General features: G+C 61.6%; 29 protein-coding genes. 5 read left to right on the top strand and 24 right to left on the bottom strand.

The window, feature by feature from the left end; translation table 11 throughout:
• Positions 1-52: 52 nt before the first annotated feature.
• A complete protein-coding gene (locus AC0L14_RS05455) occupies positions 53-1,072 on the bottom strand; it encodes a phosphatase PAP2 family protein (RefSeq protein WP_473748835.1) in 1,020 nt (339 codons plus the stop codon).
• Between AC0L14_RS05455 and AC0L14_RS05460 the strand changes: the two genes are divergently transcribed.
• From AC0L14_RS05460 to AC0L14_RS05470, 3 genes are all read left to right on the top strand, one after another.
• Positions 1,071-1,394, top strand: coding sequence for a cupin domain-containing protein (locus AC0L14_RS05460; protein ID WP_473748836.1), 324 nt, complete (start codon positions 1,071-1,073; stop codon positions 1,392-1,394). The two genes, AC0L14_RS05455 and AC0L14_RS05460, sit on opposite strands and share 2 nt — an antisense overlap.
• 22 nt (positions 1,395-1,416) lie before the next feature.
• Positions 1,417-2,328: a dihydrodipicolinate synthase family protein gene (locus AC0L14_RS05465; protein ID WP_473748837.1), complete on the top strand. Its 912-nt coding sequence runs from the start codon at positions 1,417-1,419 to the stop codon at positions 2,326-2,328.
• 1,206 nt (positions 2,329-3,534) lie between these two features.
• Complete coding sequence (locus AC0L14_RS05470) at positions 3,535-3,759, top strand: hypothetical protein (protein ID WP_473748838.1); 225 nt, start codon at positions 3,535-3,537, stop codon at positions 3,757-3,759.
• Here the strand turns inward: AC0L14_RS05470 and AC0L14_RS05475 are convergent.
• On the bottom strand, positions 3,749-4,072 hold the full coding sequence (locus AC0L14_RS05475; RefSeq protein ID WP_473748839.1) for a hypothetical protein: 324 nt from the start codon (positions 4,070-4,072) through the stop codon (positions 3,749-3,751). The two genes, AC0L14_RS05470 and AC0L14_RS05475, sit on opposite strands and share 11 nt — an antisense overlap.
• A gap of 91 nt (positions 4,073-4,163) precedes the next feature.
• Between AC0L14_RS05475 and AC0L14_RS05480 the strand changes: the two genes are divergently transcribed.
• Complete coding sequence (locus AC0L14_RS05480; protein ID WP_473748840.1) at positions 4,164-4,418, top strand: hypothetical protein; 255 nt, start codon at positions 4,164-4,166, stop codon at positions 4,416-4,418.
• A 1-nt stretch (position 4,419) separates the two neighbouring features.
• On the opposite strand, the gene AC0L14_RS05485 is transcribed toward AC0L14_RS05480, so the two are convergent.
• The 9 genes from AC0L14_RS05485 to AC0L14_RS05525 all read right to left on the bottom strand — a co-directional run bounded on the left by AC0L14_RS05485 (position 4,420) and on the right by AC0L14_RS05525 (position 9,425).
• Positions 4,420-5,301, bottom strand: coding sequence for an ATP-dependent DNA ligase (locus tag AC0L14_RS05485; RefSeq protein WP_473748841.1), 882 nt, complete (start codon positions 5,299-5,301; stop codon positions 4,420-4,422).
• A gap of 142 nt (positions 5,302-5,443) precedes the next feature.
• A complete protein-coding gene (locus AC0L14_RS05490; RefSeq protein WP_473748842.1) occupies positions 5,444-5,785 on the bottom strand; it encodes a hypothetical protein in 342 nt (113 codons plus the stop codon).
• A 121-nt stretch (positions 5,786-5,906) separates the two neighbouring features.
• Complete coding sequence (locus AC0L14_RS05495; RefSeq protein ID WP_473748843.1) at positions 5,907-6,443, bottom strand: hypothetical protein; 537 nt, start codon at positions 6,441-6,443, stop codon at positions 5,907-5,909.
• Entirely contained in the window at positions 6,443-6,778 is a 336-nt protein-coding gene (locus AC0L14_RS05500; RefSeq protein WP_473748844.1) for a hypothetical protein, read from the bottom strand. Before AC0L14_RS05500 ends, AC0L14_RS05495 begins: the two co-directional genes overlap by 1 nt.
• A gap of 102 nt (positions 6,779-6,880) precedes the next feature.
• A complete protein-coding gene (locus AC0L14_RS05505) occupies positions 6,881-7,075 on the bottom strand; it encodes a hypothetical protein (RefSeq protein WP_473748845.1) in 195 nt (64 codons plus the stop codon).
• Positions 7,065-7,562, bottom strand: a complete 498-nt coding sequence (locus AC0L14_RS05510; protein WP_473748846.1) for a hypothetical protein — start codon at positions 7,560-7,562, stop codon at positions 7,065-7,067. Before AC0L14_RS05510 ends, AC0L14_RS05505 begins: the two co-directional genes overlap by 11 nt.
• Positions 7,559-7,906 (bottom strand): ubiquitination-like system serine protease family protein, encoded by a 348-nt coding sequence (locus AC0L14_RS05515; RefSeq protein ID WP_473748847.1) that lies wholly within the window; start codon positions 7,904-7,906, stop codon positions 7,559-7,561. The genes AC0L14_RS05510 and AC0L14_RS05515 overlap by 4 nt, the downstream gene beginning before the upstream one ends.
• Complete coding sequence (locus tag AC0L14_RS05520) at positions 7,906-8,562, bottom strand: hypothetical protein (protein WP_473748848.1); 657 nt, start codon at positions 8,560-8,562, stop codon at positions 7,906-7,908. The genes AC0L14_RS05515 and AC0L14_RS05520 overlap by 1 nt, the downstream gene beginning before the upstream one ends.
• Complete coding sequence (locus AC0L14_RS05525; RefSeq protein WP_473748849.1) at positions 8,562-9,425, bottom strand: glycoside hydrolase family 19 protein; 864 nt, start codon at positions 9,423-9,425, stop codon at positions 8,562-8,564. The genes AC0L14_RS05520 and AC0L14_RS05525 overlap by 1 nt, the downstream gene beginning before the upstream one ends.
• A 312-nt stretch (positions 9,426-9,737) precedes the next feature.
• Here AC0L14_RS05525 and AC0L14_RS05530 point away from each other — a divergent pair, with 312 nt between their 5' ends.
• The gene (locus tag AC0L14_RS05530; RefSeq protein WP_473748850.1) at positions 9,738-9,950 is read left to right on the top strand and encodes a Flp family type IVb pilin; all 213 of its coding nucleotides are present in this window, start codon (positions 9,738-9,740) and stop codon (positions 9,948-9,950) included.
• Positions 9,951-10,087: 137 nt separating this feature from the next.
• On the opposite strand, the gene AC0L14_RS05535 is transcribed toward AC0L14_RS05530, so the two are convergent.
• The 13 genes from AC0L14_RS05535 to AC0L14_RS05595 all read right to left on the bottom strand — a co-directional run bounded on the left by AC0L14_RS05535 (position 10,088) and on the right by AC0L14_RS05595 (position 25,754).
• Positions 10,088-11,851 carry a hypothetical protein gene (locus AC0L14_RS05535; protein WP_473748851.1) on the bottom strand — a complete coding sequence of 588 codons (1,764 nt, stop codon included), beginning with the start codon at positions 11,849-11,851 and terminating at the stop codon, positions 10,088-10,090.
• A gap of 9 nt (positions 11,852-11,860) precedes the next feature.
• Complete coding sequence (locus AC0L14_RS05540) at positions 11,861-12,268, bottom strand: putative Ig domain-containing protein (RefSeq protein ID WP_473748852.1); 408 nt, start codon at positions 12,266-12,268, stop codon at positions 11,861-11,863.
• 2 nt (positions 12,269-12,270) lie between these two features.
• Positions 12,271-13,146: a DUF2793 domain-containing protein gene (locus AC0L14_RS05545; RefSeq protein WP_473748853.1), complete on the bottom strand. Its 876-nt coding sequence runs from the start codon at positions 13,144-13,146 to the stop codon at positions 12,271-12,273.
• A complete protein-coding gene (locus tag AC0L14_RS05550) occupies positions 13,143-16,505 on the bottom strand; it encodes a GTA baseplate fiber-binding domain-containing protein (protein WP_473748854.1) in 3,363 nt (1,120 codons plus the stop codon). The genes AC0L14_RS05545 and AC0L14_RS05550 overlap by 4 nt, the downstream gene beginning before the upstream one ends.
• Positions 16,493-16,900, bottom strand: a complete 408-nt coding sequence (locus tag AC0L14_RS05555; RefSeq protein WP_473748855.1) for a C40 family peptidase — start codon at positions 16,898-16,900, stop codon at positions 16,493-16,495. The genes AC0L14_RS05550 and AC0L14_RS05555 overlap by 13 nt, the downstream gene beginning before the upstream one ends.
• Entirely contained in the window at positions 16,900-17,067 is a 168-nt protein-coding gene (locus AC0L14_RS05560; protein WP_473748856.1) for a hypothetical protein, read from the bottom strand. Before AC0L14_RS05560 ends, AC0L14_RS05555 begins: the two co-directional genes overlap by 1 nt.
• A gap of 4 nt (positions 17,068-17,071) precedes the next feature.
• Positions 17,072-18,139: a baseplate hub domain-containing protein gene (locus AC0L14_RS05565; protein ID WP_473748857.1), complete on the bottom strand. Its 1,068-nt coding sequence runs from the start codon at positions 18,137-18,139 to the stop codon at positions 17,072-17,074.
• Positions 18,140-18,796, bottom strand: coding sequence for a phage distal tail protein, Rcc01695 family (locus AC0L14_RS05570; protein ID WP_473748858.1), 657 nt, complete (start codon positions 18,794-18,796; stop codon positions 18,140-18,142).
• Positions 18,793-23,073, bottom strand: a complete 4,281-nt coding sequence (locus AC0L14_RS05575) for a phage tail length tape measure family protein (protein ID WP_473748859.1) — start codon at positions 23,071-23,073, stop codon at positions 18,793-18,795. The genes AC0L14_RS05570 and AC0L14_RS05575 overlap by 4 nt, the downstream gene beginning before the upstream one ends.
• A complete protein-coding gene (locus AC0L14_RS05580) occupies positions 23,070-23,366 on the bottom strand; it encodes a hypothetical protein (protein ID WP_473748860.1) in 297 nt (98 codons plus the stop codon). The genes AC0L14_RS05575 and AC0L14_RS05580 overlap by 4 nt, the downstream gene beginning before the upstream one ends.
• 56 nt (positions 23,367-23,422) lie before the next feature.
• Positions 23,423-23,860, bottom strand: a complete 438-nt coding sequence (locus tag AC0L14_RS05585; RefSeq protein ID WP_473748861.1) for a hypothetical protein — start codon at positions 23,858-23,860, stop codon at positions 23,423-23,425.
• A 27-nt stretch (positions 23,861-23,887) separates the two neighbouring features.
• Positions 23,888-24,190 (bottom strand): hypothetical protein, encoded by a 303-nt coding sequence (locus AC0L14_RS05590; protein WP_473748862.1) that lies wholly within the window; start codon positions 24,188-24,190, stop codon positions 23,888-23,890.
• A gap of 97 nt (positions 24,191-24,287) precedes the next feature.
• Complete coding sequence (locus AC0L14_RS05595; RefSeq protein WP_473748863.1) at positions 24,288-25,754, bottom strand: phage tail tube protein; 1,467 nt, start codon at positions 25,752-25,754, stop codon at positions 24,288-24,290.
• Positions 25,755-25,810 lie beyond the last annotated feature (56 nt).

Below are 25,810 nucleotides of genomic sequence, written 5' to 3' on the forward strand. Positions count from 1 at the left end.
GGGCGGCGCCCAGTTAACCAGCGCTGTGCCCCTGGCTGACATTGCCAGGCACCTAACCTTCTATGGGTTGGTGTATCGCAAACTGTGTCTCGATCTGCGCTGGCTGGCGTCCGGTCGCCCACCAGATCGCCGACACCACGATAATGGAGACGTAGCCGTCAACAGCGTAGTGCCATCCGGTATATACCGAACCGTACATTATCAGGGCTGCGAACATCCAACCGAGAATACCGAGCCAGAGATTGAGGGAAGAAAGCAGATAGGCATTCAGTGTGGCAAAGGCGACGTGCATGCTTGGCATGGCCGAGATGCCACCGCCAAGGTCTGGCCGGCCGCTCTGATAAGCCGTCAGAAGATATGCAGCGGGCTCCCGCACCATGTGGCTATAGTCGAGACCGTCCATGGCGGCGTTGAGTCCGCTGAAGCGGTCCTCGCCAACAATCTGGTGGTAGTAGATCGGCCCGACCGATGCCAGCGCCAAGGCCAGCACAGTGCCGAGGATGGATAACGTCAGCGCGGCTGCCCAGAGGTAGCGGACGCGGCCAATCTTGTCCGACCAGAGAGACACGAAAAGCATCGTGCCGAACCACTGGAAAAACCAAATGACCTCATAGCTGTTGAAGACGACGATCGACCAAATGTTGCTGTCGAGCCTGTGCGTGAGTTCCCACGGCGCTGCCCCGTGCAACCATTCATCCAGATCGGCTAACCAGTTGTCCGCATAGAATGGAACGACGGACGGGATGGCCATCTTGTAGGTAGAGAACGCGGTCAAGCTGGCGAAGAAGAACAGCAGCACCAGCAAACAGCCACGCCAGCGCGCTCGGACCAAATCTACGGCGTAGCGAGTTGGTTTTCCTCGACCATAAATAAGCGCAGCGGAACAGACACCAGCAACAAACAAGATCGGAATACCGGCGGCGAACTTCTGGGCATAAACCAGCGTTAGGTGGAAGAAAGACTGTGGACTTATTGCAGACGCGCACATCACGTAGATTGCTAGAAAGAAGGCAAGGCGCAATGACCATTTTGTCGATGGACTGTAGTCCCCTGCCTCCGCAATTGAGATCATGCTAATTTACCAAGGTTCAAATGCCGACATCGGTGGCATTATGAATGTGATAGCGAAGCAAGCTTACCATGCGGTTACTTCAATGCCTGGCTGGCACTCAAAAGATGGCTCCGTTTCGCACTGGCACGACAACGAGCAGATCCTTGTCATGGTATCGGGCATGTGTAAGCTCACCATTGACGGCAAGATCTTCGACGCACATCCGGGCGACCTTCTTTTCTTTCCCGCCGGCCCCGCCATTGCGCATTACGAAATCTTCGCGCCCGCCCGTCCGGACCAACTGCCGGGTTGGATCGGACCATCGGTCCTGCGCTACGACTGAAAGCTGAATTTAGGAGGATCTCATGGCCATCGGTCCTGACACCAAAGGTGTCTACACCATTGCCCCGACGCCGTTCGAGGCGGATGGCAAGATCGACTGGGAATCACTTGATTCGATGGTCGATTTCTACGAGCGCTGCGGCGTCGATGGGATGACAATCCTCGGCATCATGGGTGAGGCCCCGAAGCTCGACGCCGGCGAATCGCTCGAGATCATCAAACGTATCGTGGCGCGCACTAAGCTGCCGGTCATCGTCGGCGTCTCTGCCCCTGGCTTCGCCGCCATGCGCAGCCTTGCGCGCGCCTCGATGGAGGTTGGCGCGCAGGGCGTGATGATTGCGCCGCCGCCGGCGCTGCGCACCGACGACCAGATCGTCACCTATTTCCGCAACGCATCCGAAGCGGTTGGCGAGGATGTCCCTTTCGTCCTGCAGGACTATCCGCTGACCCTCTCGGTCGTCATGACGCCGGCCGTCATCCGCCGCATCGTCACCGACAATCCGGCCTGCTTCATGCTCAAGCACGAGGACTGGCCGGGCCTGGAGAAGATCAGCGCGCTGCGCGGCTTTCAGAAGGACGGCTTGCTGCGGCCGCTGTCCATCCTCACCGGTAATGGCGGCCTCTTCCTCGACTTCGAGATGGAGCGCGGCGCCGATGGCGCGATGACCGGCTACGCCTTCCCCGATATGCTGGTCGACGTGGTGAAACTGTCTGCCGCCGGCGAGCGCGACAAAGCGCACGATCTTTTCGACGCCCACCTGCCCTATCTGCGCTATGAACAGCAACCCGGCGTGGGACTTGCGGTACGCAAATATGTGATGATGAAGCGGGGTGCCATCGCGTCCGACGCCCAGCGCAAGCCGGGCAGTGCGTTGTCGGCGGCGGCCAGACAAGAGGTCGACTACCTGCTCTCGCGGCTGGAAAGCCGCGTCTAGAGCGCTTGCGTCTCGATGGAACCAAAACCGCGCTCTAACTCTTTGTTTCAACGCATTTTGTCGAACGCCAGACGAAGACGTTTTGGCTGCCTGATGCTCTAGCTTTCGTCTTCAGCTTTTTGACTTTTGGTCGCGGGCGTGAGCCTCGACCGAGGGCGCATTGACGCCGGGTCCGGTCGGCGAACGGGCCAAGGGGAGCGAATGGCACCACCGGACTGCGCTACGGGCCAGGATCCGCAGAGCCTCGGCTCGTGCCTGGCGCGCCCTATGCTCCAGGGCCAGCAGATCCAAAGGACCCTGCCGCTGCCGCCAGGTGAACAGAAGATCATCGGTTTCTCGGGTTTGCCGATCCTTGTTCGGACACATCGGTGTTGTCCCTCCCGGCTCGTTGGGAAAAAGCGATACCGAACCGAGTCAGCGGCTGGATCGCTGATAGCCGGCGTGTTTTCGGCGCGAGCCGTAGCGCTTCTCGTAAAGCGGTCGCAGCAGCGACTGAATGTCAGGATCTGACACGCGCCTGTCTGCGGTTCTTGCCGAGCTCTTGATTCCCTTGATCTGTCCATCGAGGGTCCGGCGTACGTCGTGCGGAAAGATGCCGTTTCGATACATCGCGCTCTCCTGATTGACGAAAGTGTTGGGGCGATAGTCGGAGGGCAGCACTACGGAATGATTTCAAGGAGGAGGAATTTGATTACAGTTGTAGAACGAGGGCGGCCCGCACTACTGCGAGAAGGCATCCGCACGGCGCCAGCACCAATGCCGCGTGACCGCTTGCGTGAAAAGCGCACTTTTGCCTGAGGATTCCCGAGGACCCGCTTCGCGGCACAGTTCGGTCTTTGAAGCAGCTGGCATTTGATGACGGGGCAAACCACGCGGTCAGTGCGCGGCATTCCGCGCCCAAACCATCCGCAGATACGCACAGTGTTTCAGCTTGCACAAACAGGTCCAGGAGGGACTGCAGGGAAACGGCAATTTGCGCAACAAAAGTAGCGGCTTATCGGATAAAACTGGTGCGGTCGAGATGCACCCGCACCTGCGTGTGCTTTTGAAATCATTGGCGAATTCGGCAAAACCGGAAAATTTGTGGCACAATAGGTGGCGCAATTGGTGGTACGCGAAGGTGCGGCAAAAGGGCATGTCCGGTTTGCGACATATTCAGCTTGGAAGGGATGCCTCGAATGACCGAATTCCACATCCGGATTGACGATGGCCCCCGTCCAGGTTTTCAACGCTCGCACTGGCATTTACAGCCATGCGGTGATGGAAGCCTTCGGCGTCTTGGGTTTGCCATACCCATGCAGCGTCGAAATATGGGTGCCGCACCTCGTCGAGGCGGGCTACGGCCCCTACTTCTATCGAATCGCCGATTTCATCGACATGGCCGGCAATGTTTACGGTTGCCCGTCCGTCATGGTGATGGTCAATAGTTAACGCCCTTCCCTCGCCTTCCGATAAGGCCCCTCACGTCCACGCGTTTCAGATCGTCGTAGTCGGGAGTATAAGTCAGGCCGACCTGCTTGCCGCCGCACCTGGCGCATTTCAGCTTTGGAATGAGATCATCCGACATCGCCGGCGCGTCAGGGCCGAGCTTGGCCTTGATCGCCTCCAGGTCGAGCGCCTGATTGTGGTGGCATTTTGGGTTGTGGCAAAACGCGAGGAGCCGCATCTTGCCATCGATCAATGATTGTACTGTCCAGCCTTTCGCCATCCGGTCGATATAGCGCTGGCCCTTGACGAATGCCAAGCCCGCGCCATCATCCCGGTTTGGAGGGGCTCCTAATCATCAGCGAGCGCGGCCTCTAGCCGCACACGGCAATCTGAAAAGGCAGTTCGACATGAAACCTGGACTACTTGAAGAAGTTCCCTGGTCAAATGACTCCATCACGGCTTACGACAGAGAGCATTTCACCATCTACTGTCAGATCCTCAACTACTGCGCCGACGACGCCAGCGTAGAGGAGATGGCCGAGCGCATTCTCGGCATCGACCCGGCTCTTGAACCGGTCCGCGCGCGCAATGCTGTCCGCAGCCATATCGACCGGGCGAACTGGATGGTGACGACAGGATCCAAGTACCTGTTCGCCGACTGAGCTATTCCTCATCGCTAAAGCCGAGCAGCGATGCATGGCGTATGTGGCTGTGATCGCCACGAAGATGCTTGATGCGCAGCTTGACGCCAGGCTTGACCCACTGCGTCGCCGGCCGCTTCTTCATGCCCCTTGGCGGCGGGCCGGCGTGTTCCTGGACCCGCTTCCACAGCCGTTCGCGGATATCCAGCGGCAGGGTGATGAAGGCAGAGCCGACATATCGCCTTGTGTCGGGCTCGGCCAGCAGCGCAAACGCCGCCTTGCCGCTCTCGCGCTGCACGCCGAGCAGCTCTAGCTCGCTGACGACAAAGCTCTTGGTCTTCAGCCATTGCCTGGTTTCGCCGCTGCGGTACTTGCTGCCGCGGCGCTTCGAAACCATGCCTTCCATCCCCGCCTTGTCGATCAGGTAGAACAGCGCATCCGATTCTCCCGGCATCGCCTCGCTGAACTGGATGCGTTCGCCAGGCCTGATCAGCCCTTGCAGGATATCGCGGCGCTCCTCGACGCCGAGCTCGCGCAGGTCCTGGCCGTTGAGGTAGAGCAGGTCGAAGGCGACGAGATAGAGATCATGCTGGCGCTGGGTGATCGCCTTCTGCAGGGCGGCGAAGTCGGGCAGGCCGGCCTCGTTGGTGACGATCGTTTCGCCGTCGATGATGGCGCTGTCCAGGCCGAGGGCCCTGGCGGCCTCGACTAGGTCGCGAAACTTGCTCGACCAATCGATGCCGGTCCTGGTGTAGATGCGCACATCGTCGCCGTTGATGACGATTTGCGAACGGTAGCCGTCGAGCTTGACTTCGTGGATCCAGTCACCACCGGAAGGCGGCTCCGGCACCCGGGTCGGCAGCATCGGCGGTACGAAGGTCAGCCGGCCTTTGCCATTTGGCATACGCTACTCCACACGAACGCGACTCAAGCGGTAGCTAGGCATTCGGTTCCGAGGATACGAAAAATTCGACTCAAAACGCAAAAAGCCCGCCGCTTTTCGGAGCGACGGGCCATGTTGATTTTTGCGACCAGATTTGATGAGGCTATGCGGCTACTGCCGCCACCTTCGGTTCTTCGCGTGGCGGCCAGAAGCACTGGCGCGCATTTTCGCCGATCGATGTCGACGTGACCCAGAACAGGTCATTGCCGTCCAGCATCAATTGACCGTTGAAAGCAGACGTGTCCGAATCGCCCCAGACCTTGGTGATGATCAAGGGGAAAACGTCTCCCTCCTTGAGGTCATTCCCGACATGGACCTGAGCGCCGGAGCGGATCGCGTGATGCCACGGCAGCTTTTCTCGGGCGTCTTTGCGCCGCTGGTTGATGGCAATGGCGTCCTGTCCAGACACGCGATAGAGTACAATTCTTCCGATGGTGGGTTTCATTGGATTTTCCTTTCCATGAAGCAACGGCGTTCAGCCGCAGATCCGCGACGCGGATTCGGTAGCCGGCCTCTGCCGGCGAAATTGGGATTGCCCGGAAACCGCCGGGCGCGGATTGGGAAGGTCAGCCTGGCGGAGGCTCGGGCGTCAGTGGCTCCAGCTGTGCCGGTGCCGGCACGATGTCGAAATAGACTCTTGGCGCCAAAACCTCGATCGGGAACGCCAGCTTGTGCAGGATGTTGCAAACGTACGTGAAGCGCGCGTCATAGTACGCCCGGCCAACGGATACCGCCAACGGGATCGTCACGGAGCGCTGGTAGGTTTCCCGGCCTTCCGGCGGATAGGCGTCGATCAGCGGATGCCGGTCGACGGTGTAGGTGGCCGGAACGTGAACGTCGCCGTTCGAATCGGTCACATAGCGCTCGACGGTCGAGGCGCAGATCCGGCTCCGGACGACCGTGTACTGGATGTCGAGCACTCCGCCCTGCGGCACCTCGGGCGTCAGGACTGTCGCCTTCTCGAAGGCGATCGGCGGTTCCCTGTCGAGAATGGATGAGAGCACGCTGGCGAGGCCAACGCCGGCGAAGGCGGCCAGGATGAACACTGTGGCGGCCGTCACATCGACCTTGCGCCGGAAGCGTCCCCACGACCGCCGCAGCATCAGTGCTTTCCCCCCGATGCGCCGAAATAGGCCATGACCTGGTTGACCGCGACCAGCGCGCCGGCGACGTACAGCAGCAGCTTCATCGACGTCTTGGCGATCCAGGTCGTGCGCGTATACAGTTCGACGATCGTGAAGCCGGCCTGGAACTTGTCCTGCTCCAGAGCGAGAAACAGATCCAGCCGGTCGCGCTTGAATTTTGGCAGATGTCCCGCCCAGATCAGCGCCGTTCGCTCTTCTGTGGTCAGCCGGTCCAGCCATCCTACCGTCTCCGGATCGAGATCGAGGAGCCTGCGTGGAAGCGCTGCTTTTTCGGCATCATCATGCTCCGTCATTCATCGCCCCCGAAGCCCCAATGCACTGCTTTCAAATTGACAGGAACGCGATCGCCGCAAGGCAGACCGCGGCGAAGATCAGCATAACCGCAAGCCAAAGCTTCATTGCGTCAATGCCTTGATGGTCAGAGCCTTGGCGTGGTTGCGGCGCTTGCAGTCGCCGGAGCGGCGCCGGTCTTCGGCCCACAGCCGGCTCGCCTCGTCATAGGGGATGAAGCGGTGCGGGACGTCGACGACGCCGGCGCATTCGGCAAGCACGCTCGGATCGACATGCTGCTTCGGCGGTTCAACGGCCAACGGAATCGATACCGATCGACAGCCTGGCGGGGATGCCGCCCCGAGGCTTGCAAGCGCCAGCAGTGTTATCATGGTCTTGTGGGCCAAGGTCTTCGTCCTTCTGATCTCTGATCGCCTGCTCGAGGTCGGCGATGCGAACCGCGTCGGTGTTCTGTTGGTCGACATAGGCCTGAGCCGCGGCGTCGATCTCTTTCTGCTTCATCTCCGCCTTGGCAGCCATCAGGGCGAGCGCCCTTCGCTGCTGTTCCTGCCAGAACAGGCGTTCGGCGAGCTGGCCGGCGGCGTATTCGCGATCGACACGGCCGTCGACCAGGCTGGCCAACGCCGGCCCGGCATAGGGGATGTAGCGCAGCGGCCCGATCGGCACGCCCTCGTAGATCAGGATGACGCCGCCGGCGACGACGAGGGGCAGGCCGACGCGGGAGGTTGCGAAGGTCCAGACTGGGCCGAGGACGGCCAGCACGGGGGCGAGGAAGGCCAGGATCATGGCTCGCCGAGCTCCTCGTCGAAGGCGCGCAGCGCGACCGTCTGACCGGCTAGCGCATGCGTGCAGTCACCGAGGAACTGAACTTGGCCATCTGTGATGAAGGAATGGCAGACGTCAGGGATCAGATTGCCGGCGGCATCACGCTCCCAATCACCTGTCCATTTGCCATGTTCATCCCTGACGATCTTATGTCCAGTCACGAGTACCGACGGCTTGAACGTTGGCCGCTCGTAGTTGCCGTTAAAACTCCAGCTCGGGCCAACGACGTGAGCTTCGTCGCAGCCCGGGCACCAGAAAAACAACCGGCCGCCTTCGCCTGTCCGGAGAATGCCGCGCGCGCCCATCAGCAGTCCCTCAAAACGCCGTGATGCAGGAAGCCATGGAAGCCGGGAACGGCGATCGATCCGGCGCCGGCCGAGCAAGTGTTGCCGTCCTTGCCGACATGCAGTGTGCCGTCCTCGGGGCGACCATGGCGCACCCAGCAGAAATGGTCCCCATCGTCCGGTTTCGTGCAGTTGCTGGCGCGGCTGTCGATGTGCCAGTCGCGATTGCCAGGAAGCTTCACAACAAGCGATCGATGATCGGGCCCTACAGTGTGGCCGCTCCCCGTCGGGCCGTCCTTGCGGCGCTCGGAGATCCACCACGCGTCCCAGCAAGCACCGACAGGTACCTTGTCGAGAGTCGAGCGTGCGCCGGTCGCTTCGCAGACATAGATTTGCTTGCCGAAGAGCTGATACGGATCTTCGGCGCCAAACGTTCTGCCGCATGCATCGCAGAGTTTAGGCCAACGCGGGTCGCGTTCCGGCGGCTTTCGATTGTTTCGGTCGCCGGAGATGTAGCCAGAGTCGGTGTAGAGGATGTCGGCTTCGCCCAGTTCGAACTTGGCGTTGCAGTAGCTGCCCGTAACCGAGCACTTGTGCGTGTCGCTCGACGTATACCGGCGAAGCCACAGGCGCTCGCGATCGGTCGGCTCCCACCACGATATCTTGTATTCCGTCATCACAGCCCCTCATGCTTGGCGATAAACAGCCGGTCGCGAAAAATGTAGACAACCAGTCCGACGACCGCGACGAACAGCACCAGCGTGATCAGCGGGATGCCGATCAGGTCGGCGATCGAGCCGCCGCTTTCGAGCGTGTAGGCCATCTGCGGCACCACTTCGGCCGCCTGCCCGACCACGCCAAGCGTGCCCAGCCCGCCGGCGGCGAGCGATGCCTTGCCGATATTGGAGGTCGAGGCACCCTTGGCGCCGATCTCTGAAACGCCATCGTCGCCCCAGATCGCCACCGCCTTGCGGAAGGCGGCGCGGCGGTCGGCCAGGCCGTTGTAGCCGCCGTTGACGATCTTGGTGACGGCGCGGATATCGTTGCGGTCGGCCGGCTTGCTGCAGCCGTTTTTCTGCCAGAACGCGATTGCCGCCTTGATGCCGATCGCGGGATCTAGCAGCGCGTCAGGATCCTTGACCAGATCGACGCCGATCATGCGACCGAGCTGGCGGTAGTTGTCCTTGCCCGTGATCTGCTTCGGCCCGCGGCCGCGGTAGAGCCAGCCGTCGTTCGGGCCGGTGTTGCCCATACGACCGCCATAGACCTTGTTCGCCAGCGCCTTCGGATTGTTGGCGAACGGCTGCGCCGAAGCCAGCGTCGGAAAGCGGTTCGGCCACACCTGCGTCAGCCGCCTGGCCGAATAGCGCAAATTTTCCTCGACGCTGCGAAAGCCGCCGCTCTCAACGTACATCTGCGCCATGAAGTGGCAGAGCCGCAGCGGGGTGTCGATCCCGGCGCGCTCGAGATCGGCATCGGCGATCGCTTTCAGCAGCGCTGGATTGCCGCCCGGTGCAAAGGCTTTTAGCTGAACGAGCATGGCAGTTCCTCTCCGCCCTCGCCCGGGCAGGTTGTTGAATAACGGGATATATCTGTTGGAGATGAGCGATGCGCTTTGGGCAGGCAACGCAAGACTGTCTGTATCTATGGTAAATACACCGAAATTGCTCGACGAATCACATACTTACCTTGTCAACGTGCCGCCTTTGCAAGTGATGCTAGTTAACGATCCGTTAAAATCCCTTTGACTCAGTACATTAGCAGGAACAGGATCATCGTCAGGACGAGGGGTTCAAGCAGAGTTTTCCGCAACTGCCCCGTCCATTTTGGGTAAAAGGGGAGTGCGTACAACATGAAAAAGCTTATCAGCATGGCCAAGCAGTTCCGTGATGAAGAGTCCGGCGCTGCCATGGTCGAATACTCTATCCTCGTCGGCATCATTGCGGGCGCGGCAATTCTGGTGATCGTTGCCATCGGCCTGTGGGTCAATGGCCGGTTCTCCGACCTGTGCGCCGATCTTGCGGCTGCGGCAGGCACCTGCACAGACGCTGGCGTCGGCAGCTAATACGTAGATAAGCGCGCTCCTGTCACTGAACCCGACGAGCGCGTTAACAGTGGAGAGACAACCGGCTTAATAGCTTCGGCTGGTTCATCTCCACTGACCAAGAAGGGGCTGGCGTTTCGTCGCGCCGGCTCCTTTTCTTATGTGAGCGTCACTTTCGGATCGATGTAGAAGGTCGAAGAGGCTTTGGCCGCTTTGACGGTGCAAAGTATCCAACCCTTCTGTTGTGGCGTGAAGGACTTGGAAAGCTTGAACGAAGCCGTCGAGCCGCCCCATGTTTCGGAACTTGAAGTCTGCGCAGCGGCAGTAGCAAGAATGTCTGCCTTGCTGTCGTTGACGAAGGATGCCTGCGGCGATGATCCGCTACCAAGATATTCGACCTCAAGCCACAACTCGTCGTCATTTGGAATGGCTGCTGCGCGACACTCAATGGTTGCCGTCACTGACGATCCTGTCGTGTCATTCCAGATAACAATCGGAGGGCTATCCAAGGGGAGATACCAACCGGAGTTGGCCGACGTGACCATCTTCCATGAGGTGGGCGTTGTCCCGTCCGATGCGCCGCCTGTGCGGACGATGGTGGTTTCCTCATCGACGGTTCCAGTGAACCGTGTGCGATTGACATTGTAGTTGACGCCAGCGGATCCAGATCGGTAAGCGTCGAACTCGAAAGTACCGTGGGCGGCGGGAACTGCGCTTTTCGTCACGGCGGCATCAAGCTTGCAATCAATCATCTGGAAACGACCGCACCCAGACAATGTATTCCCGCATATGGTTTTCCCAGATCCGGCAGCACTGAGATCGACACCCTTCAAGATAATGTCTCCTGCGCGGCCGGAGACCCAATTGAAGAGTGTGGTGGGGATAGTTCCCAAGAGTGCGGATGCCGTATTCTTCCATCGAAGGATCGGCTGGCTTTGGCACAAGAAACCCTGCCCTACGGCACCAAATGACGCCGTCGTGTTTCTGAGTTCAACATAGATTGAGTTCAGGGCACCGTTGCCAAGCTGAATGGCAGCGGAGGCGCTAGTGGCGACAATCCTAAGCGAGCAGTCCTCGAAAACGTTTGCGGAGCTGGCCGTGTTGCTGATCTGTATAAGCGCCGCGCCAGCGCCGGTCCCGCAATTGAAGATGATGCCCTTATATAAACCATAGCCAGGAAAGGAGATATTGCTTGTCCCTGTCGTCGTGACGGTAGCTGTCGATCTGAGATCGGCTGACACGGGTGGTCTTGATCCCGCTTGGTCGACGCATATGACGGGCGTTTGCGCGTTTGGCGTACCGGCTGGTGACATTGTGAGGCCAGTCGATTGCGTTTCGGCGTGGTTGTCTCCGACGTAAATCACGGTGGCCGCCTGCGCAGCATTTTGAGCAGCGGCAATCCTTGCATGTGGTGCCTGCCAGCCGGTGAAGTTGCCAACTACGCCAAGGCTGGTCCACGTCACCGTGTTGTCGGCAGTCGTCGTCCCCGCCGTATTCGAAAAGGCAGGCTCAGACCCGTTGCCTGCAGTGCCGGCCGTCGTGCAAATCTGGTAACTCGCAGCGTTGTCTCGCTTGACAACCTGTCCCAGAGTAATGGCTGTATTCTTGATCGATGTCCAGTTTGGTGTGCTGGCGACGTCGCCATTTACGGCCGCGACGCCAGTGCATTCCTGCCAGGTAACGGTATTATCCGTAGTCTTGGTGCCTCGCGTCGTCACCCACGTCGGCTCCGTCGTGGCATGCGTGGTGCCGCCAACAACGGCGATGAAACAGCGCTCGCTGCCGACAGCTGGAGCGGCCAACTGCCTGCGGATGGCCCCAGCAGCAATGGACGCGCCAGTCGCCCATGCCGTCACGCCGTAATAGCCGGTCGATGAGCCGTTGCCGAAGTTGGTGTACAAAGCATTGTCGACTAAAGCCATTTGGCAAACCTACAGTTCGTTGATGAAGCCGCCAGGCAGCATCGATTGGCGCGGCCCATCGCTATTGATGTATGCCGGCGGAACCATTGCCTGGCGGGTGGCACCGGAGACAGCGACCGTGATCGTGAATTGAGGCAAGTCCGCAGTCGCGCCGGCCCCATCGGTAACCCTCACCGACAGGCTTGCATAAGTGCCCGGCGTCGTGGGCACCCCCGAAACCTCGCCCGTGCCGGAATTAACCGTTATGCCGGTCGGCCATGAGCCTACAAGCGAATACGTGTATGGCGTGGCGCCGCCGCTCGCCACGGCAAAGAAACCGCTATAGGCGCTATCCTCGGTCGCCGAGAGCACCGGCGTCCCGCTGATGGAAAGCGCGCCTGCGACGCCAAAGCCGATGAGCTGGTTGACGCGCAGCATGTCTAATTGTCCGTCGCGGCATTGGTCGTATAGAAAACCTTGATCGAGACGAGGCGCGCATCCTCGCCCATGTCGTCATTGGCATCGGAGACGTCGCGGAATATCCGGAAGAACACGATGTCGCCGTCGGCTGGCGAACCGCCAACGGTGAGCGCCGCGCTCTCTGCTGTCACCAGAATCTCGGCTGCACCAGACTGGGCATCATCGGTCACGACGATCGGCGTACCCCATGAGGCATCGATCGCCTCGTTGTCTGATACCGCAACGGCCTGCAAGCCCCAGGCGACCCCGTCGGTGTCAGTTGCAGTGGTCGTCCACCAGACCTGGAAGCTGAGCGTCCCCTTGTTCCACGATTTGGGAAAGCAGATGTTGAAGTGCGCATATTCATCGGCCGACGCGTCGAAATCGAGGACGCTATAGTTGATCTTGTTGGAGGTCGACTCGATGTGGCCGGTGGCGGCGCCGGAAGTGGTGGCCGCGCCCATGGCTGAAGCCGGGATTGTGATCGTCTGCTTCCCGCTAATGCCGGCGCTGGCTGTGATCGGCGTCCAAGTTCCACCGACATCGTAATAATAGAACGCATCCTCGTCGGAGGCATAGGCCTGCATGCCCGCGAGCGCGGGCAGGAACAGCCACGCGGCGTTGTAGTAGATCGCGATGTTTTCATCTTCGCCGGTGAAAGCGCCGGTGCCGGCGGTGCCGACGACATAGATATCGCCCTCGGCCGGCGAGCCAGGAGGCGCGTTGTCGAGGACCGATACCGCACCGAACAGACATGCGCCGGCCTCGAGCTTTGCGATTGCCTCGTTGACGGTCACCGAACGGTCGACTTGCGTCGCGGAGAGCTCGGTGATGCCGAGACGGTTGGAAACGGTCATGCAGCTTCTCGCATTTCGATGCCGGCGCCATAGACTGCGGAGACCTGAGCGACGCCGAACTCAAGGGAGGTTTGGGGGGAGCCGAAGTCGGTGGTCTGGTCGGCTGCGGTGTAGGTGTAGGTGCCGGTCGTCGCGTCGTAGCTGTTCACCAGCACGCCCGAGCCGTCGTAGATGTTGACGGCATAGGTCTCGGTCGCCTCGCTCAGCGGCGGGTCTTCCGGGCCATCCTCCGGCCATGCCTGGCCGAGCCGGTCGCGCCGGTTCCATGTCAGGATCCAGTCGCCGGTCCCGGAGTCCAGAACCGCGCTGACGAGCTGCGGCGACCATGGCCGCAGCCCCTTGCCATAATTGGTGAAGGTGACCGCCCCGGTGGAATCGAACACCGTCGAGGTCGGCACAGCAACATAAATACGCGACAGTGTACGATCGCCCTCTAGGCTCCGCGTCATGGCCTGGTCGTCGAGGTGATAGACAATCGCACCGGCGACATGACCGGGCATCGCGAACTCGGTGCCCTTCAAGCCGCGAAGCAGCGTCGACAGCGTCCATGTGCCGTCGAGATTGTCGACGACAGAAGCGGCCCGAATATATTCCCAATCGCCGACCGTCGGGTTCCAGACCGCGAAACCGTTCGTGGTTTCACTGCCGAGAAGCGCTGCCTCGCTGACGCTGTCCGGCGCGTCCCCGGCTGGCACCGCGATGTTGAAGGTCGTGGCACGATCCCAGGCGCCGGGATGCGGCCGATCGGGCAGTGCATCAAGCGCGATGCCCCTGATCATGCCGTTGACGAAGCCTGCCCACGGCGCATAGGTGGCACCGGCGTCTTCCGAACGATAAATTGAGGCGGAGCGAAAATTGCCGTCCGAGATCACCGCGACGCCCGAGTAAAAACCATCATTGTCATCGGCGGAACGCAGCAGGTGACCATCGATCAGCACCGGCGTCGCGTCGGCGGGTCCAAGCAACGTGTCGACAACATAGGGCGTTGGCTGTCCAACGGCTTCCGAGGTAAAACTGTCGCCGCGCTTGCGGAACTCCATCTCGATGACGGTATCGCCCGACATCTTGGTGAGTACCGCCTTGGCAATCCTGCCCTCGTCAAGCGGCAGGTCGACGACCAGGCCGGGATGGAGGTCCATGTGCTTCGGCCCGACCGTGGTCTTGTAGACCGTGGCGGCATCGAGCAGCGAATTGAACATGACGTCTGCCACCTTGGCGGCGTCGTCGTCCTTCAGCACCTGGGCGGTCGAGAACTCCAGCGGGCGTTTGCGGCGGACCTTGATCGGCGCCCCGGTCTCATCTGCCTGCGATGGCTCGTCGTTGAATTTCTGGTCTTCATCGGTCGTGCCGGCCTGAGCGCCGATGCGATAGGCGGCATCGTAGCTCTGATAGGTGATGATGACCTGCTCGGGCATGTCCAGCGCCGAAGGATATTCCTCGGAGACCGAAACCGGGTCCGGCTCCGCGTTGAGCGCGACCCCGACCTCATAGATCGCCAGCGTGCGAAACGATGCGGTCTCACGCGGGAAGAAGGTCTGTACGCCGTCGATCTGGGCGAAGTCGACGAAGTTGACGCGGGCCAGATCCTCGATGACGCCACGCGGCGGCGTGCCGCCCCGATCGCCGTAACCGTAGATTTCGTATGGCACCGCAGAGGCGTCGGCGACGAGACCGGCGAAGCGGCATTCCGCTTCGAGGACATCGGCCAGCGGCACCGGCTGACGCTGCGCGCGCGGCAGATACCATATCTGCGTCGGGTCTGTAGGGAGGTTCGAGGCCGTGAACACGGCCTGCCAGCGCTCGTTGAAGCCAACGAAATAGTATTTATCTTCAGCCTTGTCGGTCCACGTCGTGGCACTGGCGTCGATCTGCTGCACCAGCCCAAGGTCAGAGACGCGATAGATGTAGATGTCGTTCCTGTCGTCGCCGGACTGCACCTTGATGCCGATCTGATCGGACGCGATCTTCATGCGCTTCGACAGCATCGGATCGGTGTAATGGAGCCCACCGGCGAAGTTGTTCACCTTCGAGCGAAGCAGCGTCGACAGGTCCGGGGTGTAGACGTAGATGCTGCCATTGATGTCGGTGACGATGACGGAATCACTCTCCTCGTCGTAGAAGCACGCCCTAGCGTTGCCCGACAGAACCGACAGCGTCACCTGACTGGCGGTGACGATGGGCGCAGTCCAATCGATGACGATGATATCCTTTGTGGCGTTGAACACCCAATCGGTGCAGGCATAGAGCCTGGTGGGCGAAGCACTCAGCGACTTGGTGCTGTCGATGCCGATCAGCTCAACGGTCCAGCTTGCGCTATAGCCCATGCCGACACTGGTCAGCAGCGTGAGCGTCCGGTTCGAGCCGTAGACGAACAGATAGTTGACGCCACCGAAGCTGATGTCATCCATCGATGTCCAGATGACAGGACTGTCAGGCCCGACCTCTGCGACGTCCTGCTCAAAGGCGCCCGTGGCGGCATCGAAGATGCGGACACCAGGAAATAGGCTGTAGCTGACGACGACCTTGTTCAACGCGGTGATGTGCACGCAAAAGGCGTCGTGCGGCAGGGTGTTGACCGCGATGACGTCAGCACCTGGCATGCGCTCGATGTACAGGGTCGTACCATCTGCGTTGACGAAATAATCGCCGAAGCAATCCGTGCGCTGTGGAGCTTCGGCGGCCGTTGTCGGCGTGACGCTGCTCGTCGCCAAGGCTTGCGCCTGGGTGAGCTCGCCCTCGATGTTCGGCACGCGGATGCCGAACTCGTCCAGCGGCAGGTTTTTTATGACGACATAGACGATGCCGGGCCACGCCGGCACCATGCCGGCGCCGCGATCCGCCTCGATGTCGGGATCCGGTTCCTGCGTATCGGTGCCAAGATAAAGCGTGAATGTCGCACCCTTGGCGGCGCCGACGCCCTTGCCGCCATTGTCGATCGCGTCTTGCAGCGCTTCGGCGGAGACGTCGAAAATCAGCTTGTCATCGGCCCAGATGCGCGGAATCCCCGAGGCCGGCCCATTCCAGGCGAAGGCGACGGCAAAGGTCGCGGTGTAGGAATATTCGGTGACCTCTGGTCCGAGCGCCTTGCCCTGGCGATACGTTCGGACGTGCTCGTCGACCTTGTCGGCCTTGAGCCAGATCACGGCGCCGGCGGTTCGGATGGCGCCATGCCAGCGGGTGAGCTGCTCGCCATAGCGCGAGGTCTGCGCTTTCAGGCTTTCGGCGCGCGGCCCCTTGATCTTCTGCGGGAAGAAGTAGGCGATGGCGAGATTGATGCCGATGCCGACGGCCGTCGTGACGATCGAACCGAGCAGGCCGCCGCCGACCGCGGCACCGGCGAGCGGGGCTATGAAGGCCATTTCGGCCTCCAAAGCATCAGCGGCGGGAACTGCAGGCCGGTGTCGACGACCTTCGAGCCCGCGCCCAGCGCCTGGATGACGCGCTTAGGCCTCAGATCCTCGACCTCGGAAACAATCGCCATGTGCAGCGTCTGCGTCGTCTTGAACAGCACGACGTCGCCGATCTCGGGCGCGCCGACGCGATCGCAGAACTGTTCGAGATACCGGCGCGCCTGGCGATAGTCCTGCAGCCGGCCATAGTCGGCCGTCAGCGGGGCATCAATGCCGACGGCGCGCATCGACAGCACGATCAGCCCGACGCAGTCCAGCCCACGCTCCGTGCGGCCCTGGTGGACCCAAGGCACACCAAGGAAGCCGCGCGCCGCGGCAACGAAGGCATCCGCGCCCATGGTCATTAGACGATTTTCACTGGCACCGGCGCCGTGTTGTCAGCGATCGTGCGCAGACAGAGCAGCGCTTCGACCAGGAGGCTGAAAGCGATCACCTTTGCCTTTTGCTCATCCTCGCCCTCGATGCACTGCGCGAGTTCATTGCAGGCTTCCAGGATTTCCTTGTGGGTCATGGCGTCAGCCTTTCGGTGCGGTGGCGGTGATGTTTTCACCGGCGAGGAAATCGAAACCACGGAAGCGCAGCGTGAGGGTGCGCGAGTTGTTGGCGTTGTCATGCTTGGTGATGCAATCCTCGACGCGGCGATGCCGGCAGCCGACCAGCGCTTCGAACGTGTCGCCGACCCCGATGTCGTCATAGGCGCCGTTGTGCAGCACCAGCGTTCCCGTTCCATTGTCGGAGCGCACGCGGCGCGTATCGCCGGCATTGTCGCCGGTCAGGAAGGTGATGAAGCCCTCGCCAAAATAATCGGCGGCGACGGTGATCCCCGTCGCGACAATGGTGCGGCGATCGGCAGATGCCGTCACCGTGCCGATCAGCCGGCGGGCGCGGATTGCGGTCCACGTCACGGTGCCGTCGACGACGGTGCCGTCAAGCACGGTCGGCCAGACCGGTTCCGCGACATCGCTGGTGCCGGCAACTGTCGCCTTGAACCAGAAGATGCCGGTGCCGGTCAGCCGCTGGACGAGCCCGCCGAGAGCATAGTCAGCCTCCGCTGACCATGCGTTGGCACGGGTCGGAATGCCGCAATCGAGATCGCCATAGGAATTGGAGCAGTTCGCGGAGAGCGTCACGCCGACCGGCTGCTCCAGCCGCTTCTCGGTGCCCATCATCTCGATGCGGGAGACCAGCCCATCGATGCCGAACTGACCGAGATCATAGGTGCAGTAGAGCCAGGGATTGATGAGATCGTTCGGCAGGACATAGCCGATGATCGCCTGGGCGTTGTCCAGGCGACCGCGGCGGATGTCGCTCGCGGTCAGTGAGACCGCACCAAGGATGATCTTGAAATCGCGGTCGTCGATCGGCGCATTGGCTTGCGCTGAAAACGCTGATAGCTCCTGGAACTGGATCGGCGAGAACGTTTCGATCCCTTCGCCGTCGAGATCGACGTCAAGCGGCTCATCCCATTCCGTCAGCGCGATCCTGGTGCCGTTGGCGAGGATGATGAGAACGATCACCGGCAGCGCGAAGGCTTCCGAATTGATCGCGGCAAGCACGCTTGCAGGAACCGTTCTTCCCGGCATTCATAGCACCTCGACCAGCGGAATCGACGGCACCGAACCGACGCGGAAGAATTCCGCGACATGGCTGAGGTCATTGGTGTCGAAGCGGACCTTTTCGCGGAACTTGAACCCGGCGGTGACATTGTTGACCCCAACGGCGGGCTCGTTGCCGGCCGTGAAGGTGACGACGCCGGTCGTGTAGCTGACCGTATAGTGTGTCGTTTCCGTCTGGGTGACGCCACCGACGGCGATCAGCAGTGTACCCTGCACCGGCAGGTAGATGTTTCGATCGATGGCGATGACCGTGCTGCCGTCGACCAACAGCACCTTGTATTGCTTCTTGAGTTGGAACACCGCCGTGGCGCCGTCACCGCTGCCGATGATGGCATCGGTCGCCGTTGGGGTATCTGCCGGTTTGCAGCTCCTGTCATCAAGAAGATTGGTGATTGAGAACGAATGGGTCGGACCGTCCATCACCTCGAAAAACGAGAGAACGTCGTAGACGTCGTTGATAGTGCGGATGTTCTTGCCGATATTGCATCGCCGCAGCCGGCGCGAGCGACGCGAACGGCGCTGCTCGTGTCCTGTCGGGCCGCGGGCGATGTCGACCAGGCTGACGGGGGCGAACTCACTGCCCTGCGAGATCGTGCCTGGCAGAGCGGCATTATAGAAGGTCATGCCGTCCTCTGCAGGCGTTCAAGCGCACGAGCGTTCTTGGTCGCGATCTGGTTCTGACTGGCCGGAGCCGCCGGGTTCTCGCGGAAGATGAAGTTGTTGGTCTGGTTGATGGTCTGGGTGCGACCGGAGCCCTGATCCCACGTCGCGGTAGCATCAGAACCGCTACGCCGGCCGCCCCATTGGTCATTGGAGGGTTCATAGCGCCGGCGCGGCCGCACTCGGCCGCCGTCGGCATAGCCGGCATAACCGCGCCGCATGCCTTCGACGACATCGATGCCGCCGGCGCGGGCTATATCATCCTGCGACCAGACGATCTCGTCGCGGTGCACGATGCCGGCCGGCTCGTTGCGACCACCTCGCCCGGTGTAACCGCCGCTGTCGAACAGGCCCCACGATCCCGACAGGATGTCGCTTGTCGCCGCCGGCGACATCGAATTCATGAAGTTGAAGGCGCCCCCCATACCACCGAACATGCTGGAGAGACCCTGGAACCACGAGGATCCGCCACCGCCGCCGGGGGCGAGGAAACTGCCCAGATTCTGGCCGATCTGGCTTAGGCTGCCGGCGAAGGAAGTCAGGTTGCCAACCGCGGCACCGCTGCTGCTGGCGAGATTTCCAACGGCGCTGCTTGCGTTGTCGGTGACGCCACCGAGCTTCGAAAGCGCGTCGTTGAACTTGTCGACATATGCCGAGCCGGTGGTGCCGAGCATGTCACTCTTGCCGGCGCCGCTCGACAGCGGCCCGCCGGTGAACCAAGCCGAAGCGGCATCCTGCGGATTGCCATATTTCGACAGATACTTGCCGAACTGCTGTTCGAAGATCGCATCCTGAGCCGCCGGGTTCGACATGAACTCGCTTTGCGACATCGGCGAGCCGAAGGCCTCCTTCGACCATGACGGCAGGTTTGAGCGCATGATCTGGTAAGCGCCGAGCGCCTGGTCGCCGCTCTTGAGCACCGGCCCGAGCGCCGAATAGCCGCCCGAGCCGGCGCTCTCGATCATCTTGATCGCCGATGCGTATTGACCGATGCTGCCGGTGAGACCACCACCACCAAGAACGCTGGCAAAGCCTCCCGCCGGCGAGAAGATGCCGCCGAGACCGCCGGATGTGCCGAACGCCTGGTCTATTCTATTCTGGATGAGATCTTGTGCCGAGCCTCCGGTGCCGAAAGCCTGATCAATGCGGTTCTGGATGTTGTTCTGGTTGGCCGCGACGCCATAGCCGAGGATGTCGGATAGCGTCGTGTCTGCCTTGAAACTCGAGCTGCCAAGCTTCGATAGGATATCGCTGAGGCCCCCGCCGACGCCGCCGACCGGCGACCCGTTGACGAAGACTGTAGCGGCCTGCACCTGCATCGATGCGACAGACTGCCCGCGCCCGCCGAACAGGTTGCTGAAGATCGAAGACAGCCCACCACCAGATGAACCCGGCTGCGATCCCGGCTGCGAATTGCTGTTCCCCGAGAACAGGTCGCCGAGCAAACCACCGCCAGCCGAATCGCCGCCGAACAGCGAGTTGAAAATGCCGTCGATCCCCTGGTCGATCAGCTTGTCGGCGATCTTGGTCAGCGCATTTTTTGCCGCATCGCCGAAGCTTTCCCAGAGCGACTTGCCCTGTTCGAGACTGGACCGCATGTCGCTGAAGAAGCCCTTGAAGGTATCCTTCGTCTCCTGCAGCGCCATGTTATAGCGCATCATCTGCGCTTCTTGGGAGTTGAGATCGATCGGGAGCCCAGCGCTCTTCAAGGCTGAAGCGATCTGCTGGTCCGTCGAGTTGCGCAGGATCTGCGAGCGCTCAAACAGGAGATCGGCCTGCATGGATGCCTTCGCCATAGCCTCGGCGTTGGCGGACGCCGCTGCCGTGCTGGCTCGCATCGCGTTGGCTTCCTGCCCATAGAGAGGGATGCCGAGCTTGCGTATTTCCTGTTCGGTCTTCAGCGCCGCGATCGAGCGATCACGGGCCAGGGTGTTCTCGCCGACGAGCCCAAGCTCGGCGCGCTGCAGTTCGAGATCCCGCTCCTGGCCCTCGACAATATCGCGCGCCTGCTGAAGCGCGCGCAGTTTGCCGTATTCGGCGGCCTTTTCCTTGATGCGGGCGATTTCGGCTTCATCAGCGGCGAGACCTTTGCGCGAGGCTTCTTCACGAACCTGCTGCTCAAGCTCAAAGGCCATGCGCAGGCCTTCGACTTCGGCTGTCGTCTTGCCGATCAGTTCGACGTCGAGTTTCGCCGAGGCAAGGGTCTGGTCGAGGGAACGACGGCGCTGATCCTGCGCATCCTTCAGTTCCATTTGCTGGCGCTGAAGCTCTTCCAGACGGGCGCGTTCGACGCGGGCCTCGAGACCGCCACCCTCGTCAGATCGCGATGGGTATCTGGCGCGCTCCTGACGCTCGATCGCGGCCAGTCGCTCCGCGTTCGTGCGGGCACGCTCCATCTGCTGGCTTGCCTCGAACTGCTCCTGTTCGCGACCCTCCTGAACGTTTCGCGTTCTGACGTATCGGTCAAGAGCCCGCAAATCCTTGAGTCCGGGGCGCGTGTTCTCCTGATCGATCTTGCGCTGGACCTCCATGACAAGCTCCAGTTGCCGCGCCGCCTGCGCCGCCGCGCCGCCCATCTCGTAGAGGCGATCACGTATCTCGCTGTACGTCTCAACTTTGATGCCCGTGCCTCTAACGAGCTCGTCTACGAAGCCGCGAAACGCGCCTGGTCCGGTGTTGGCGATCTGGTCTATTGACTGGAAGAAAGCGTCAAAGTTCGCCTTGCCGTCGCCCTTGGCCTGTGCATCTATCTCCTCGCGAAGCTTCCGGATCGGGTCGGTGAATGCGGCGAACTCTGGAGCGACGTCGAGGCTGTTGTCGCCGAGCATCCCGAACGTCATGAGATCTGTGGGCTTCGTACTGGCACTGAACCGCTTCTGCTCCAGACGAATCTGGGCTTCCAACTCCTTCTCTGAGCGACGCTCGGCGGCCTCAGATGCAGCAATGGACTTCCGCTGGAGCTCATCAGCGCTGATGCCCGCCATGTGATAAGCGTCAGTGATCGCCTTGATGGACTCGGCGTTTTTATGGAGGCTTGCCTCCAACGCCTTTGACTCCTCCTCGCCGGAAGTGAAGAACTGGACCGCAGCTGCGGTCGCTGCGGTCAGACCAACGGTAATCAGCATCGTCGGGTTTATGAGCGACATCAGGCCGGCGCCGAGCGCCTTCAGCCCACCGCCATCGGCCATCGCCATTGCAAGTTGCGGACCCTGCTGGAGACCGACAGCTAGCGGCGCCTGCCCCAGCGCGGACATCATGGCGATGTCCTGAATCTGGTATGCCGCGTTCATGCCGCCGGGGCGCGCGAGCCCGCCTTGGTTGGCGGCACGGTTGCGGGCCATCGCCTGGGCCTGCGCGAGCTCATCGGCAGAAATGGCACCCTTCGTCGCCAGCGCAGAGTATTCGGCCAGTTCGGCGTTGACGCGGTCCTGTGCCGCCGCCAGCGGGTTCAGCTCGGCACGAAGTGCAGCGACGCGCGACGCCATCTGGTCGGCCTCGCGCCCGGCTTCCTCGAACACGGACGCCGACGCCCGGGCGGATTTCCCCGAATTCGCCATCACCGATGCGTTGAACTGGTCGGCAAAGATGGCGCCGGACTGTTGGGCCCGCAGCCGCGCAATCTCGTCCATTCGCGAGAACTCAGCCTCGAACACCGACGCCGAGGCGCGCGCGCCGGAGGCCGGCGTTGCCGCGACGCCCAGAACCGTATTGAAGCCGCCTTGGTTGGCTGCCGCGATCTGACGGCTGTTTTCGGCGGCTTGGTCGGCACGGGCCTGCGCAATCAAGGCGGCGTGCGCCGCAGCGGCCTGTGCCAGAGCGACGGCCTGACCCTCGATCTGAGTATTCGCCATGCTGACGGCGGCGGCGAGTTGTGTCTGGCCCTTCGCAGCCAGTTCGGAAACGTCAGCGCTAAGCCCAAGTTTCTGGTTCATGCCGACGAGGAGCCGTGTCGCACCATCGATATCGGTCTTGCCGCTTTCGAGCTGTCGCCCGATCTGGCGCAACCCCTGCTCGAAGCGCTCCTGGTTCTTGTAGCCGTCGAGATACTGGCGCGACAGGCGCGCCAGGCTGTCGCCGGCCGTGCTGATCTTGGTGTCGGTCTGGCCGAGCGCAGCGCCAACCGCCTGGGCCGACGCCGTCATCGCCCGATCGGCGGCGATCTTCTGCTCGGCGCCGGTCTTGTACTTCGAGGCGTCGATCTCGGCGGCAACGCGGAGGCTGGAAAGCGCGATGTCGTTCACTTGGCAGCCTCCTTTCTCTTTTCAGCGACGTGCATCAGCCATTCGTCATCGATGTCGGTCACGAAGGTCTGGAACCGATCGAAGGCCTCGCCTTCGATGCCATAACGGCGAGCGTAGGCGTCGATGGCGAGGAACCCGATTGGGGTTTCGCCGCCACCTTCCGTGTATTGGCGGTCATACCGAAGCACCTGCCAGGCGCGGCGATAGAAATCGTGCCAACGCTCATATCTGGCTTCGGCCGGCCGGGTCGGCAGGGATTCCACCGGCACTTCGTCCGGGTATTCCCTGTACAAATCGGCCAGCCATTTGTGATGGCCTCCCCGCTCCAGATCGTAGCGGAAGGCCGCGGTTAGTTTTTTGAGGCGGCTTCCTCAAACTCGACCTTGCGCTTGCCGACGAGCCCGGCGCACCAACGCACCATGGCGCGGATGACGCGATGCTCTTCCGCGGTGAGGACCGAAACGACGATCTCGGGAGAATAGGAGACGTCGAGACCCCTCCAGCCGAGCAGCAGGAACTCGACGGCCAGTCTGCCCTCGGCCTTCGCCTGCGCTTCTGCAGGGATGGTGCCGCTCGGAAAAAGTTGCCGCAACTTCTCGAGTTCCGCCTGGTAGGCGGCGGCATATGGCGGATAGTTGATCGAACGCGTGAGGAAGGCGAGCCCCGGCAGCGGCACCTGCTCATAGGGTTTGTCGGGGTTGAGACCGGGCCATTCCTTGGGCTCGATCCAGTCGCCTTCACGTTCTTTGACGAGGTCGGCAGCCAAGCTGGCCAGCTTGATGTTCATGTCGGAGGTTCCTTTGTCGGAAGGTGTTTAGTTGCCGGACACGGTCGGCGTGCCGTCTTCAGCGATCTCGACACGAGTGCCGCCGCGGAATTCTATGGCCGCGATCGGCAAATATTCGCCGGTCACGGGGTGCTTGGTCTCGAAGACCGTTTTCGCCGGAGCGAGGTCGATCGCGATGAAGGCGAGTTTCGCGCGACAGGTGACATCCTCACCGATTTCGAAGGTGACCCCGCGCTCGATTGCGAGGACCCGGGTGATGTCGTCGCCGGTCTTTGCGTCGGTGATCTTTGTGTTGTGACCGATACCGGTCGTATTCTCGAAACGGAGCATGTGTCGGATATCCCTTGTTTCGGAGGGGTGGCCGAGCGTCCGACAACGCCCGGCCGTGCTGCGCGCAACATCGTCCCGGTGCCGGCCGGGATCTCGCTTATTCGTAGTATTCGAGGCGATCGAGCATGACGTGGGATGACGTCAGCGTGTCCTTCGACGCCATGCCGGTCAAAGGCAGCTTGGTGTCAGTGTTCTTCGCCGTCGCGTTGGTCTGGCCTTCGGTGTAGGTGAGCCGCGGCACCGCCCAGATCATCGCCTGGCTGTTCTTGGCGATGCGAAGGTTGATGTTCGTCGCCGTACCGGCGAACAGCTTAGCCATCAGCGCGTTGGAGCCGAAGTAGGTTCCCATTGCCGCGGTGACGTCGATGGAACCCTTGCCGATGTCCTCGGCGCCGACGAGACCATCGGAACGGATGCCGCCGATCATGCGCAGATTGTTCTTGATGGTGAGCGTGATCGATTCGATGAAGTTCGGTCCGCCGACGACAGTCCCGTTTTCGGCGATGCGGCCGACGTTGACCGCGGCCGCCATGATGGCGTTCGTGGTCGCCGCATCCGGCGAGGAATCGAGTGACGTTGTACCCTGCTCGCCCGTGAGGCCAGAGAACGTCATGGTCCAGGTCGCGATCTGCTCCTTGACGAAGTTGAAGACGCCCTGGTCAACGGTCTTGCCGCGCTGCGCGATGTAGGTCGGCACGCTTTGGTCGAGAAAGCCGCGTTCCAGCGTTTGGCTGAGCGTGAGGAGACCATTCTTCAGGGTGTCACCGAAAAACACCTTGAGCGTCTTGCCTGTGCCAGCATCGGTCGTCCAGCCGGTCGGCAGATTGTCGAGCGTCAGCGCGGTGGCAGCGATAGCGGTGATGCGGGCCCAGCCGTTGCAGGCCGCGGTTGCGAACTTGTCGCCAGTGGCGGTGCCGCCGATCTTGACCCACTGGCCGACGGCGAGCCCCATCAAGGTGAAGTTGAGCGCCGTCGAGGTCAGGCCGCCGGCCGCGGCGACGATGTCGCCCGAGGCGCCCTGGAAGCCGACGACCTTGATGCGGGCGGCGGCCGGCGGAGCGGCTTCGGTGACGAAGCCAGCGCCGAGGAACACCGGTGCGGTGGCATGGCCTGTCGTGCATTTGAAGACGCCGTTGTTCAACGGATCCGTAAAGCCGGTAAACCTCGCGATCTGACCGGCGACGAAAGCGGCGCCAGTGAGGCAGGTGACGACGTCCGTGGTGCCGGTCAGGGCCGTGATGACGCTGTCGGCAGTGCCGTCATTGTCACGCGACGGGGTATCGACCCAGTTGTTGCAGAACAGCGATTCCAGCCAGTCCGAGAACGGAGACCCTGTCGGCGGAAACGACAACTCGCCATTGATCGGGCCATCGTTCATCTCGTTGACCTTGATCGGGTCGGAGTTCATGCGATCGTCGCGGATTTCCTCCGAATTGACGAAAACCGGGGCGAAGCGCAGCGTCTCACCCTTCAGGCGTGCGGTGCGCATGCGCGGCGTGGTCGGCGTGGTTCCGAGGGTCGCCTCCCGGACGTGAGTGAGGCGCAGGCGATTTGCGTCCGACATGACATTTCTCCATGGCAAATAGCGCCGCGGTCAGGCCGGGCGGGCAGGTTTCGGGG

The sequence above is a fragment of the Mesorhizobium sp. WSM4841 genome, assembly GCF_055811515.1.